13 protein-coding genes and 2 pseudogenes are annotated in these 13,073 nt (G+C 60.7%); 3 read left to right on the plus strand and 12 right to left on the minus strand.

The window, feature by feature from the left end; translation table 11 throughout:
• Positions 1–37 precede the first annotated feature (37 nt).
• The 3 genes from ITX55_RS16595 (at position 38) to ITX55_RS16605 (ending at position 1,371) form a co-directional block, all read left to right on the plus strand.
• A complete protein-coding gene (locus ITX55_RS16595; protein ID WP_033650863.1) occupies positions 38–472 on the plus strand; it encodes a flagella synthesis protein FlgN in 435 nt (144 codons plus the stop codon).
• Positions 473–659: 187 nt separating this feature from the next.
• Positions 660–1,076, plus strand: coding sequence for a type II toxin-antitoxin system RelE/ParE family toxin (locus ITX55_RS16600; protein ID WP_089191936.1), 417 nt, complete (start codon positions 660–662; stop codon positions 1,074–1,076).
• Positions 1,069–1,371 carry a DNA-binding transcriptional regulator gene (locus tag ITX55_RS16605; RefSeq protein ID WP_015378258.1) on the plus strand — a complete coding sequence of 101 codons (303 nt, stop codon included), beginning with the start codon at positions 1,069–1,071 and terminating at the stop codon, positions 1,369–1,371. Before ITX55_RS16600 ends, ITX55_RS16605 begins: the two co-directional genes overlap by 8 nt.
• 2 nt (positions 1,372–1,373) lie before the next feature.
• Here ITX55_RS16605 and ITX55_RS16610 read toward each other — a convergent pair whose 3' ends face one another.
• The 12 genes and pseudogenes from ITX55_RS16610 to cheW all read right to left on the minus strand — a co-directional run bounded on the left by ITX55_RS16610 (position 1,374) and on the right by cheW (position 13,046).
• Positions 1,374–1,778: a flagellar protein FlhE gene (locus tag ITX55_RS16610; protein ID WP_033643530.1), complete on the minus strand. Its 405-nt coding sequence runs from the start codon at positions 1,776–1,778 to the stop codon at positions 1,374–1,376.
• Positions 1,778–3,855 (minus strand): annotated as a pseudogene (gene flhA / locus ITX55_RS16615) (flagellar biosynthesis protein FlhA). Before flhA ends, ITX55_RS16610 begins: the two are co-directional and overlap by 1 nt.
• Complete coding sequence (flhB, locus tag ITX55_RS16620) at positions 3,848–4,999, minus strand: flagellar biosynthesis protein FlhB (protein WP_004934847.1); 1,152 nt, start codon at positions 4,997–4,999, stop codon at positions 3,848–3,850. The pseudogene flhA and the gene flhB overlap by 8 nt, the downstream one beginning before the upstream one ends.
• Before the next feature lie 126 nt (positions 5,000–5,125).
• Positions 5,126–5,524 (minus strand): type II toxin-antitoxin system VapC family toxin, encoded by a 399-nt coding sequence (locus ITX55_RS16625; protein WP_197752059.1) that lies wholly within the window; start codon positions 5,522–5,524, stop codon positions 5,126–5,128.
• Positions 5,524–5,757, minus strand: coding sequence for a type II toxin-antitoxin system VapB family antitoxin (vapB, locus tag ITX55_RS16630; protein ID WP_046896588.1), 234 nt, complete (start codon positions 5,755–5,757; stop codon positions 5,524–5,526). The genes ITX55_RS16625 and vapB overlap by 1 nt, the downstream gene beginning before the upstream one ends.
• A 125-nt stretch (positions 5,758–5,882) precedes the next feature.
• Positions 5,883–6,527 (minus strand): protein phosphatase CheZ, encoded by a 645-nt coding sequence (gene cheZ, locus ITX55_RS16635; protein WP_004934858.1) that lies wholly within the window; start codon positions 6,525–6,527, stop codon positions 5,883–5,885.
• Positions 6,528–6,537: 10 nt separating this feature from the next.
• On the minus strand, positions 6,538–6,927 hold the full coding sequence (cheY, locus tag ITX55_RS16640) for a chemotaxis response regulator CheY (protein WP_004934862.1): 390 nt from the start codon (positions 6,925–6,927) through the stop codon (positions 6,538–6,540).
• A 102-nt stretch (positions 6,928–7,029) separates the two neighbouring features.
• Positions 7,030–8,079, minus strand: a complete 1,050-nt coding sequence (locus tag ITX55_RS16645) for a chemotaxis response regulator protein-glutamate methylesterase (protein ID WP_033643532.1) — start codon at positions 8,077–8,079, stop codon at positions 7,030–7,032.
• The gene (gene cheR / locus ITX55_RS16650; protein ID WP_025159837.1) at positions 8,079–8,951 is read right to left on the minus strand and encodes a protein-glutamate O-methyltransferase CheR; all 873 of its coding nucleotides are present in this window, start codon (positions 8,949–8,951) and stop codon (positions 8,079–8,081) included. Before cheR ends, ITX55_RS16645 begins: the two co-directional genes overlap by 1 nt.
• Positions 8,952–8,988: 37 nt before the next feature.
• A pseudogene (locus tag ITX55_RS16655) lies at positions 8,989–10,604 on the minus strand (methyl-accepting chemotaxis protein).
• A 75-nt stretch (positions 10,605–10,679) separates the two neighbouring features.
• Entirely contained in the window at positions 10,680–12,350 is a 1,671-nt protein-coding gene (gene tsr, locus ITX55_RS16660) for a methyl-accepting chemotaxis protein (protein WP_033643534.1), read from the minus strand.
• Positions 12,351–12,545: 195 nt separating this feature from the next.
• Positions 12,546–13,046 carry a chemotaxis protein CheW gene (cheW, locus tag ITX55_RS16665; RefSeq protein ID WP_025303271.1) on the minus strand — a complete coding sequence of 167 codons (501 nt, stop codon included), beginning with the start codon at positions 13,044–13,046 and terminating at the stop codon, positions 12,546–12,548.
• Positions 13,047–13,073: the final 27 nt, after the last annotated feature.

The following is a 13,073-nucleotide window of genomic DNA, read 5'->3' on the forward strand; positions in this document are numbered from 1 at the left end:
CGCGGCGGCGGGTAGCGGTAAAGGATAAGTCATCACTATGGAAAAGCTGGCACAACTGCTGGACAAACTGTTGGAAACGCTGCAGGCGCTCAATGGCGTGCTGGAAGAAGAGCACGATCTGTTATGCTCCGGCCAGCTGCCGGGCGTGGCCTTGCAGCGCGTAACCGATGCCAAAAGCCAACTGCTGGCGACGGTCGCCTACCTCGAGCAACAGCGCCTGGGGCAGGAAAAAACCTGCGGGCAACGCGCGCCCTATGCCAGCCACGCCCCCCTGGCCGACCGTTGGCAGCGCGTTCAATTGCTGAGCCAAACGCTGCGCGAAAAGAACCAGCACAACGGCCTGCTGCTCAATCAGCAGATCGACCATAACGCTCAGGCGCTGGCCATCCTCAGCAAAAACAACAAATCGCTGTATGGCCCGGACGGCCAGTCGCACGCCGGCAGCCTGCTCGGCAGAAAAATCGGCGTCTGACCTGACTCATTTCGCCCGGTGAGCCTATCACCGGGCATGCGTTAACCGGCTTCTGCGCATCCCGTCGCATTTTCTCCCTATCACTCTTTGAATTCACTTAAGACTTTGCGCCAGGCTGCGCATGGCGTGAATTTGGCTGTTTCTTTCCCTTTGGCCGCTTGTCACCCTGTGGTTATTTTTAAACCACTTGAAATATACCCTTAACGGGTATAGATTCGCAGGGAGAGCGAATGGTCGACATTATCTCACCAAAACCTTTCAGGGTTTTGCCGCACGCGAGCGCATTAGCGACGCCACGATAGTGAAAGCGGCGCGAGAGATGCAACATCAGCTGTACGACGCCAATCTTGGCGGTTGCGTATACAAAAAGCGCATCGCTCGGGCTGGTGCGGGCAAACGTGGCGGCTATCGGGTACTGATCGTTTTTCGCGATGAAGACCGCCTGTTTTTTATGCGCGGCTTTGCCAAAAGCGAGAGAGAAAACATCAGTGCGGATGAGTTACAGGGATTGAAACATCTGGCTGCGCTGTATCTGGATTATTCGCCATTCAGACTCTACCAACTGGTCAACAACAGGGAGTTACGGAGGCTAAGCGATGAGTAAAATTCTTGCCGAGATCCACCAGGAAGTTCAGGGCCTGCACCGCGCCGGTTTCGTCGACGACGTGACCATGCGCACTTTCGACATGCTGTGCCTGCGGCCGGTGAAGCAGTTCGGGCCGGCCGAGATCCGCGCGTTGCGCGAACGGGAAAACGTCAGTCAGCCGGTGTTTGCGCTGTATCTCAACGTCAGCAAAAAGGCGGTGCAGAAATGGGAGCGCGGCGAAGCACAGCCGAACTCCGCCGCGATGAAACTGCTGACGCTGGTGGAACGCAACGGCCTGCAAATTCTGGCCTGATCTTACTGATAATTGACGATCACCTGATTGCCAATCACTCGCAGCGGCGGATTCAGCCCGCCTTGCGACTGCACGTAATAGACAAAACGCAATTCCGCATTGGCCGGCTCGCCCTGCAGACCGATGCTGCTGCCGCTGCCGCCGCCGAGCGGAATGCAGCGGTTTACCGTGCAAAGCTGGGCCTGCAGCCCCACGGGCTCCGGCCCCAGCAAACGGTAGCGCCAGCTGACGCTGGTGATGCGCGCATTGGCATCCGGCAGCGCGTTCGGCGGCCGCAAACCGGCGGATTCATCGCGCATCCCGCCCTGTTCCAGCGTGACCCCCGCCCCTTCAGCCACCCAGGAGCCGGACACCGCGCCGGCGGCTAGCGGCGCCAGCAAACACAACAAGGACAGACAGCGTTTCATCAGGCGGCTCCAATGGTCGAGGTCATGCGAATCTGGCGATCGTCGTTGATCTCCAGGTTGGACAGCACCACGAGCTGCGGCAGGCTGCGACGCAGGAAGCGCGCCAGTAAAGGACGCAGCGCATGGTTAACCAACAGCACCGGCGGCGCGCTGAGCATCTCTTGCCGTTGCAGCGCCTGACGCGCCTGCTCCAGCAGACGGTCAGCCAGCCCCGGCTCCAGACCGCCTCCGCCCTGCAACGCCTGCAGCAACAGGCGCTCCAGCTGGGTATCCAAGCCGATAACCTGAATCTCGCCGTTGCCCGGGAACCACTGCTGCGTGATCGCCCGGCCCAGCGCCACCCGCACCACGGTGGTCAATTCGTAAGGATCGCTCTGCGCCGGGGCATGTTCCGCCAGCGTTTCGACGATGGTGCGCATATCGCGGATGGACACGCGCTCGGCGAGCAGATTTTGCAGCACCTTGTGCAGCGTCGTCAGTGACACTACGCCCGGCACGAAGTCTTCGGTCAGCTTCGGCATCTCCTGCGACACGCGATCCAACAGCTGTTGGTCTCCTGGCGGCCGAACAGCTCGCTGGCGAACTGGCCAATCAGGTGATTGAGGTGCGTCGCCACCACGGTGCTGGCTTCCACCACGGTAAAGCCCTGGATTTGCGCCTGTTCGCGCAAGGCGCTGTCTATCCACACCGCTTCCAGTCCGAAGGCGGGATCGACGGTTTTGTCTCCCGCCAGCTCGCCCACGGCATTGCCGGGGTTGATCGCCAGCCAGCGGCCCGGCTGCGCTTCACCGCTGCCGATCTCGACGCCTTTCATCAGGATGCGATAGCTGGCTGGCGGCAGTTCCAGGTTGTCGCGAATGTGCACCACCGGCGGCAGATAACCCATGTCCTGGGCGAATTTCTTGCGGATCCCGCGGATACGCCCAAGCAGCTCGCCGTTCTGTTGAAAATCGACCATCGGAATCAACCGGTAGCCCACTTCCATCCCCAGCGGATCTTCCAACTGCACGTCGGCCCAGCTGGCCTCGGCGGCCTGCGGATTCTCCGGCATCACCGGATCTTCCACCGTTTTCGGCGCCTGTTGTTCACGGCCGCGCAGCCACCAGGCGAGGCCCAGCAGAGCCGCGGTAAACAGCAGGAACACCAGGTTCGGCATGCCCGGCACCAGGCCCAGCAGGCCCAGCACCCCGGCACTCAGCAGCATCACGCGCGGATTGTTGAACAGCTGGCCCACCATCTGCTCGCCGACATCCTGATCGGTCGCGACGCGAGTGACGATGACACCGGCGGCGGTGGAGATCACCAATGCCGGGATCTGCGCCACCAGGCCGTCACCGATGGTCAGCAGCGTATAGCTTTCCGCCGCCGCCCCCAGTTCCATGCCGTGTTGCACCACGCCGACCAGCAGGCCGCCGACCACGTTCAGCACCATGATCATCAGGCCGGCGATGGCGTCGCCGCGCACGAATTTACTGGCGCCGTCCATCGAGCCGTAAAAATCGGCCTCCTGGGTCACTTCGGCGCGGCGTTTCTTCGCTTCGTCTTCACCAATCAATCCGGCGTTCAAATCGGCGTCAATCGCCATCTGTTTACCCGGCATGCCGTCCAGCACGAAGCGCGCGCCCACTTCGGCGATACGCCCTGCACCTTTGGTGATGACCATAAAGTTGATCAGCACCAGGATGATGAACACCACGATGCCGATGGCGAAGTTGCCGCCCACCAGGAAGTGGCCGAAGGCTTCCACCACGCGCCCGGCGGCGGCGGAACCGGTATGGCCTTCCAGCAAGATGATGCGCGTCGAGGCGACGTTGAGCGACAAACGCAGCAATGTGGAAAACAGCAGGATGGTCGGGAAAGCGGCGAACTCGAGCGTGCGCTGGGTGAACATCGCCACCAGCAACACCATGATCGACAGCGCGATGTTGAAGGTAAACAGCAGGTCGAGGATAAACGCCGGCAGCGGCAACACCATCATCGACAAAATCAGCAGGATCAGCACCGGGCCGGCCAGCACCTGCCACTGCGTATCTTTAAAATTGCCCGGCAAACGAAGCAGGGAGGCCAAATTAGCCATCAGAGTCACTCTCTCTCGCAAAATCCAGTGCTTCCGGCACCGGTAAACGTTCAGGTTTTTTCGGGATCAGGCCGCCCTCGCGCCGCCAGCGGCGCAGTTGGTACACCCAGGCCAGCACTTCGGCGACCGCGGCATACAGGGTGGCCGGAATATGTTGTCCGATCTCGCTGTGCCGATACAGCGCGCGCGCCAGCGGCGGCGCCTCCAGCATCGGAATGCGGTGCTCCGCACCGAGTTCGCGAATGCGCAAGGCGATTTCGCCGGCCCCTTTGGCCAGCACTTTCGGCGCACTCATTTTCTTGTCGTTGTACTGCAACGCGACGGCGTAGTGCGTCGGGTTGGTGACGATCACGTCCGCCTTGGGCACATCGGCCATCATGCGGCGCCGGGCGATCGCCCGCTGCTGCTGACGAATGCGCCCCTTCACATGCGGGTCCCCTTCCTGGTCTTTGAACTCGTCGCGAATATCCTGCTTGGTCATCTTCAGCTTTTTGAAGTGGCTCCACAGCTGATAAAACACGTCGAACGCCACCATCGGCGTCAATCCCAGCACCACCAGAAAGCCGCAGAACAGAATCATCTGCAGCGCGTTGCCCAGCGCATCGAGCGGCTGCTGAGTCATCAGATGCAGCATCGCCGCCCAGTTGTGCCACAGATAGAGGCCGGTCACCCAACCGACCAGCGTCGCTTTCAGGATCCCTTTCAGCAGCTCGGCCAGCACCTGGGTAGAAAAGATGCGCTTCAACCCGGATAGCGGGTTCAGCCGCTTCATATCGAACTTGATCGACTTGCCGCTGAACAAAATGCCCCCCAGCAACATCGGTGCGGCGAGCGCCACCAGCACCAGCCCCGCCATGATCGGCAGCAGCGCCAGCACCGCCTGGCGCAGCAACATGCCCAATTGGCGCAGCATCTGTTTATCGTTGCTGACCATGCCGTGATCGAAGTTCAGACCTTGCGTGAGCATCGCCGCCAGCTGTTGCGCCATGTTGCTGCCGGACATCAGGATAATCGCGAGGCCCGAGAGCAGCATCAGTACCGAGGTCAGCTCGCGCGAGCGCGGGATCTGGCCGTCTTCACGCGCCTTCTCCAGCCTGTGGGGCGTGGGGGCCTCGCTTTTTTCCAGATCGCTGTCTTCAGCCACGAAACGCCGTTCCTGTGTCGGGAGGGTAAAGAATGGCGGTCAGCATGCCAAAAAATTGGCGATGTCATTGGCGGAACAACGGGGAAAAAGGCGGGTTATTTAGGGGATGAGACCATCAGGGAGACGTTACAACCAATTTTCCAGCCGCAACCCCTCAACGCGCTCAAATTCGCGTCGATTATTGGTCACCAGGATCAATCCTTCGCTGCGCGCATGCCCGGCGATATGCAGATCGTTTACGCCAATAGGAGTTCCCTGGCGTTCCAGCGCAGCCCGAATGTTGCCGTAGTGCGAAGCCGCTTTAGCGCCGTAATCGAGAATGTCCAATCGGGAGACAAAATCCTCAACCACTCTGGCGTTCACCGCCGGACGCGAGCTTTTCTCCACTCCGTGAACCAATTCGCCATAGGTGACCGACGAAATGACCATTTTGCCCGCATAGCGATTGAACACCTCCAGCACTTCCAGAGGCCGGCGCTTGATGACATAGATAACAATATTGGTGTCCAGCATATGGCTGAACATCAAAACGCTTCCCGCTCACGCTGGTGTTGCCCGGCACGTTCATTGAGGAAGTCATCGCTCACCTCATTTTCCGCGCAGAAGAAACTGTCCCAGGTATTCTCCACCGGCGCAAGAATGCGCTCTTTGCCCACCACGCGGACGGTCACTTTAGAAACGGTATCGGGGAAACGCACCTCTGCAGGCAAGCGCACGGCCTGCGTCCGATTATTGGTAAAGACAGAACCTAACGTCATGGCGACCTCCTTTAACTGGAGTACAAATTATAATCACCACAGTGTATATAGCAACGCTATATACTCAAATCTTTGCGCGACGCTGCGCAACTTTCGGGGCGCGCCGTCGCGCGCCCCGAAAGGCCTCAGAAACCGAGGCTGTCGAGCAGATCGTCGACCTGCGCCTGGTTGGCGATCACGCCGACGCCGTTCTGGTCGAGCTGCGGGCCGTTCAGCAGGCTGTCGTTCGGCCGTTTTTCCTTCACCGGCTGCTCCGGCATGTTTTCCATCAGCACCATCAGCAGCTGCTTTTCGATCTCCTGCACCACGTCCATCATGCGCTTGATCACCTGACCGGTTAGATCCTGGAAGTCCTGCGCCATCATGATTTCCAGCAGCTGAGCGTTGGTGAAGGCCGTATGGCCCGGCACCTGATCCAGATACTGACGCGTGTCGTTGACCAGAGAACGCGCGTCGTCCAGTTCGATGGGATTGGCGAACCACTCGTCCCAGCGCCCTTTCAACGCGTTGGCGCCGGACTCCAGCTCCGCCTGGCGCGGTTGCGCCGCCTCCACGCAGTTCAACGCCCGTTCCGCCGCCTGCGCCGTCATGGTTACGACATAGTCAAGACGGTCGCGCGCATCCGGGATCGCCTCTGCCGCCTGGGCAATCGCCTGATCGAGCCCCAGTTCGCGCATGCTGTCGCGCAGCATTCGGGTCAGTTGGCCGATGCGGGAGATGATCTCTCCCGCGGTCGCTGCATCGCTGGCAGGCATTGGAATGTCTCTCATCGCCCTCTCCTTACATGCCCAATTTTTCAAAAATCTTGTTGAGCTTTTCTTCCAGCGTCGCCGCCGTAAAAGGTTTCACTACATAACCGCTGGCGCCGGCCTGCGCCGCCGCGATGATATTTTCTTTCTTGGCTTCCGCCGTCACCATCAGTACCGGCATCGCGGCCAGCGCGCTATCGGCGCGGATGGTCTGCAACAGTTCGAGCCCGTCCATGTTCGGCATGTTCCAGTCGGACACCACGAAGTCGAAACCGCCGGCGCGCAGCTTGTTCAGCGCATCCGCGCCGTCTTCAGCTTCTTCGACGTTGTTGAAGCCCAGCTCTTTCAGCAAATTTCTGACGATGCGGCGCATGGTGGAGAAGTCGTCCACAACCAGAAATCTGAGGTTCTTATCTGCCATTGTTACTCCTGAAATAGTTAACCGTTTAATGATGCAAAACCGCAGGCCGCCGCGCGGCGACCGTAGGTCATATCGCCGCCGGGCAAACCCTGCGGACTGAAATCAAATGCGCAATGCCTGGCCGCCGGAAATCTGCGCCAGCATGCGCTGGCTCATCCTGTCCAACTCGACCACTTCGCTGACGCCGCCGCCGGCGATCGCCTCGCGCGGCATGCCGAACACCACACAGCTCGCCTCGTTCTGCGCCAGGGTATAGGCCCCGGCGCGGTGCATCTCCAGCATCCCCGCCGCCCCGTCGTTCCCCATGCCGGTGAGGATCACCCCCACCGCATTGCGGCCGGCATATTGCGCTACCGAGCGGAACAGCACGTCGACCGACGGACGATGGCGGTTGACCGCCGGGCCGTCATGCAGCTTCACCTGATAGTTGGCGCCGCTGCGCGCCAGCTCCAGGTGGCGATCCCCCGGGGCGATGTAAGCGTGGCCCGGCAGTACGCGCTCGCCGTCCTCCGCTTCTTTCACCGTGATCTGGCACAGCTTGTTCAGCCGTTCGGCGAACGAACGGGTGAACCCCGGCGGCATGTGCTGGGTGATCAGCAGCGCCGGACTGGTAGCCGGCAGCGGCTGCAACACCTGGCGGATCGCTTCGGTGCCGCCGGTGGAAGCGCCGATGGCGATCAGTTTTTCACTGCTCAACAGCGGCGCATGGCTGAGGATCGCCGGCGCAGGGCTGCTGGATCGCTGCGGCAGGCGCGCTCTGGCGGCGGTGCGGATCTTCTCGGCAATCAGTTCGCTGTAGGCCAACATGCCCTCGCGAATGCCGAGCTGCGGTTTGGTGACGAAATCCACCGCGCCCAGCTCCAGCGCACGCAGCGTGATCTCCGAGCCTTTACCGGTCAGCGAAGAGACCATCACTACCGGCATCGGCCGCAGGCGCATCAGCTTCTCGAGGAAATCCAGCCCGTCCATGCGCGGCATCTCGACGTCCAGCGTCAGCACCTGAGGATTAAATTTTTTGATCAGATCGCGCGCCACCAGCGGATCCGGCGCGGTCGCCACCATTTCCATATCGGGATGGCCGTTCACGATTTCCGTCATCAGCTGGCGCATCAGTGCCGAATCGTCTACGCATAACACTCTGATTTTACTCATTACCTCTCCTTGGTCAGCCCATACACGGTCTGCCCACGCAAGTAGAAATCCCGGCTGATCTGGCTGAAATTCTCGGAGTGGCCGGCGAACATCAGCCCCCCCGGCTTAAGCAAGGGAACGAAGCGGCGCAGGATGCGCTCCTGCGTCGCCTTATCGAAATAGATCATGACGTTGCGGCAAAAAATGGCGTCAAATTGCCCCGGTAGCGCCCATTCCGGCGCCAGCAGGTTCAACGGCTGGAAGTTCACCCGCGCCGCCAGTTCCGGCCGCACGCGCACCAGCCCCTGATGCGGCCCGGTGCCGCGCAGAAAATAGCGCTGCATTTGGGTCGGCGTCAGGGTGCGCAGATCTTCCTGGCGGTAAACGCCCGCTTCCGCTTTTTCCAACACCTGCGTGTCGATGTCGCTGGCCCAGACCTGGCAACTGCCGGCCCGCTGCCCCAGGGCATCGCTCAGCGTGATGGCGATCGAATACGGCTCTTCGCCGGTCGAGGCCGCAGTGCTCCAGACGCTGTAGCCGTTCGGCCGCGAGCGCGCATGCTCCGCCAGGATCGGGAAGTGATGCGCCTCGCGGAAAAATGCCGTCAGGTTGGTGGTCAATGCGTTAATGAACGCCTGCCACTCCGCGCTGTTCGGATCGCTTTCCAGCAGCGCCAGATAGTCGCCGAAATCGTGCAATCCCAGCAGCCGCAACCGGCGCACCAGGCGGTTGTAAACCATCTCGCGCTTATGCTCCGCCAGCACGATGCCGGCGCGTTGATAAATCAACTGGCTGATACGGCGAAAATGCACGTCCGACAGCGGCAGGCGCTGCACCATTTGCGTCAACATCGACGCAGTATCCCGGTTAGAAGTAGACGGCGCCTGTTTCATGCCGCCTCACCGGAGAAAAACGTGCTGTTTATGCGGTTTAACAATCTTGGGCTTCCTTTACCACGGGTGAAACTGCGTTGTTGCTGTTACCTGGCGCGACGACGTTATCGTCCGCCAGACGGAATACCGCGACCGCGTCGGCCAGGGTAATGGCCTGCTCTTCCAGCGCGGTGGCGGCAGAAGCGGACTCTTCCACCAGCGCGGCGTTCTGCTGGGTAACCTGGTCCATCTGGGTCACCGCCTGCGTCACCTGTTCGATGCCGCGGCTTTGTTCATCCGAAGCCGACGCGATCTCGCCCATGATGTCGGTCACGCGAGTCACCGAACGCACAATGTCCTGCATGGTGGCACCGGAGTTTTCCACCAGCACCGAGCCGTGTTTGACGCGGCTGACCGATTCGTCGATCAGCACCTTGATCTCTTTCGCCGCCTGCGCGCTGCGGCTCGCCAGGTTGCGCACTTCACCGGCGACCACCGCGAACCCCCGCCCCTGTTCGCCGGCGCGCGCCGCTTCCACCGCCGCATTGAGCGCCAGAATGTTGGTCTGGAAGGCGATGCCGTCGATCACGCTGGTGATGGCGCCGATTTTCTGCGAACTGTTGGCAATATCGTGCATGGTGGTGACCACGTCACCGGCCAGTTCGCCGCCCTTGGCCGCGGTGGCCGAGGCGTCACGCGCCAGCTGAGATGCCTGCCGCGCATTGTCGGCGTTCTGTTTCACCGTCGCGGTCAGCTGTTCCATGCTGGCGGCGGTTTCTTCCAGCGACGCGGCCTGCTGCTCGGTGCGGGAAGAGAGATCGTTGTTGCCTTCGGCGATCTCCTGTAGGCCGATCAGAATCGACTCCGTCCCGTCGCGCACCGCGCCGACGGTGCCGATCAGCGACTGCTGCGTGCGTTGCAGGCTGGCGAACAGCATGCTGATTTCATTGCGGCCGTACACCTGAATCGGCGTCGCCAGATCGCCGGCGGCGATGCGTTCAAAGTGGCTGCGGATTTGGTTCAGCGGCTGTATCAGCATGGTGCGCAACCACCACATGGCGCTGCCGGTCACCACGATCAGCATCAATACCGCCCCCGCCAGCATCAGGCCCGCCAGCGTGAAGGAGAACTGATTAGCGTCTCTGGCCTCGCTGATGTCACCGTTCACCAACTGCAGGTACTGCACGAAGTCGGCCTCGAACAGGTCCTGGGTTTTCTGCGTCGGCTGATCCATAAACGCCTGCAGCTCGCCCTTTTCCAGGAAACCGATCAGTCGCGCAGCGCGCCGCGCAGCCGCTCGTAGCTGGCCTTGGTGGTGGCCGTCTGCTGGTTCTGCTGTTCACTGCTGCGTTCAACCGCCATAAACTGATTGAAATAGAGATCGGCCTTCTGCAGCGAACTGCGGGCGTTGCTCATCAGCTCGTTCACCTGCTCCTGCGGCAGTTTCAGCGCCGCGCGGGTGCCGGCGCGGTTCAGCGTATTGCGCGCCTGCAACAGCGACACCCAGCTCAGGCTAAGCGAATCGCGCTGCTGGCTGCCGAGGGTGATGATGTCGAGGTTGTGGTTATCGGAGCGAAACGCGGAATACGACAGGCCGCTGCTGGCCAACTGCAGAACGCAGAAGGTCATCAACAACAGGAATAAGCTGGTAGAGATACGGATTCGGTTAAACACTTGAACCTCCTTGCAGCCGGCCGGCGACCGGCCTACGTAGGGAAAAGGGCCTCTGCGAGAGAGGCCCGATACCGGTCAGAACGTTTCCCAGTTATCCTGCAGATCGCTGGCGTTCATTTTCTTATGATTGATTACCGGTGTTACCGTCGCCTTGCTGGTGACAGGCGCTTTAAATTCTTCCTGGCCTTCCTGCCTCAGACGGAATACCGCTACCGACTGGGTCAGCATGCTGGCCTGTTCTTCCAGCGCCGCCGCCGCCGAGGCGGATTCTTCCACCAACGAGGCGTTCTGCTGGGTGACGCGGTCCATTTCCGCCACCGCCTGGCCAACCTGATCGATGCCGCGGCTCTGCTCGTCCGACGCCGAGGCGATTTCGCCCATGATGTCGGTCACGCGGGTGACGGCGTTGACGATGTCGCCCATGGTTTCCCCGGCGCTCTCGACCAGCACGGAACCCATATCGACGCGGCTGACCGAATCTTCGATCAGGCCTTTGATCTCTTTCGCCGCCTGTGCGCTGCGCTGCGCCAGGTTACGCACTTCACCGGCCACCACCGCGAAGCCACGGCCCTGTTCGCCGGCGCGCGCCGCTTCCACCGCGGCGTTCAGCGCCAGGATGTTGGTCTGGAAGGCAATGCCGTCGATCACGCCGGTGATATCGGCGATCTTCTGCGAGCTGCCGGCGATGTCATGCATGGTCTGCACCACGTTAGCCACGACCTTGCCGCCTTTCTGCGCGGTTTCAGAGGCGCTCAGCGCCAGCTGTGAAGCCTGACGCGCGTTTTCGGCGTTCTGTTTCACCGTCGCGGTCAGCTGTTCCATGCTGGCGGCGGTCTCTTCCAGCGATGCGGCCTGCTGCTCGGTGCGGGAAGAGAGATCGTTGTTGCCCGCGGCGATTTCGGACGCGCCGCTGTAGATGGCGTCTGCGCCCTGGCGCACGCCGCTGACGGTTTCAATCAGTTCGCCTTGCATGTGTTTCAGGCTGGCCGCCAGCACGCCCATTTCGTTGCGGCTGTTGACGACGATCTGCTGAGTCAGGTCGCCGGCGGCGATCTGTTTGATGTGCTCGATCATGCGGTTCAGCGGACGCACCAGGATGTGATGGATACCGGTCCAGACCAGTACGATCACCGCCAGCACCACCACCAGGATCACGATCAGCGTCCAGATGGCCGAGTTGTAGGAGCTGTTGCTGCCGTCGACCGCGATTTGGTACAGCTTGCCGTTTTGCTCCAGGTAAACGTTGTAGCTCTGCTCAAAGTTGTCCTGGTAACTCTGCGTAGGTTGATCGAAGAACGCGTTGATTTTGCCTTCGCCCAGCAGTTGGATCAGTTCGGAGAGCGCGCCGTACAGCACATCGTACTGATGCTTGAGGCGTTCCGCCGCCTGAGGATCCTGACGCGGGTCCTGAGGGATTTTCTCGTACGCGGCGTAGTGTCTTTCCGCTTCGCCCAGCTCTTCCTTCGCCTTGGCCAGCAGTTCATCAATGGTGGCGCCGCTGCCGATCTTGTTGGTATCCATCATGTAGCGAATACCGGCACGGTTCAGGGAGTTGCGCGCCTGCAGCAGGTCAACGCGGCTTTCGCTCAGCTGCAGCTGCTGCTGACGAATAGTTTGCAGGACGGTAAAGTTTTCCTTATCGCTTTTCAGCGAGGAGAAAAAGAGTCCGCCCGAAATCAACTGCAAGGCGCCAAACAGCACCAACACCAGCAACAGGCTGGTGACCACCTTCATACGATTTAACATGATTTCCCTTGTTGAAGCCCGCGCAGACAGGCTCTGATGACGTTGAATGTGAGAGTTATCGGCGCAGCGCGGCAAAACTTTATGCGGGAAAGTAACTATTTTTAGTGGGGGTTCCGGGCGCGGCGGGCGGCATCGCGACAGGTCAGGGAACGTGAAGGTTGAAGGGGGCAGCGCCCTGCCCCCTTGAGTCTTGGATCAGACGCTTTTCGCCACGCTGTCGACCAGCGACATCTCTTCGCTGCTCAGCAGCTTTTCAATATCCACCAGGATCAACATGCGCTCGCCCAGCGAACCGAGGCCGGTGAGGTATTCGGTCGCCAGGGTCACCGCGAACTCCGGCGCCGGACGGATCTGCTCGGCGGTCAATGACAGCACGTCGGAGACGCCGTCAACCACGATGCCCACCACGCGCTGGCCAAAGTTCAACACGATCACCACGGTGTTCTCATCGTAGGAAACGCTCTGCTGGGAGAATTTCACCCGCAGATCGATGATGGGAACAATCACGCCGCGCAGGTTGGTGACGCCCTTGATGAACGCCGGGGTGTTGGCGATGCGGGTCACCTGATCGTAGCCGCGAATTTCCTGCACCTTGAGGATGTCGATGCCGTACTCCTCGTTGCCCAGGGTAAAAATCAGAAACTCTTGCCCTACCGTTTCGCCAGCCAATTTGCTGACGGCTGCCAATCCTGCCATATCATTCACCTTTTAAATCAATAAACT

The sequence above is a fragment of the Serratia sp. EWG9 genome (assembly GCF_019913725.1).
In the GTDB taxonomy this organism is placed as follows: Bacteria; Pseudomonadota; Gammaproteobacteria; order Enterobacterales; family Enterobacteriaceae; genus Serratia; species Serratia ureilytica.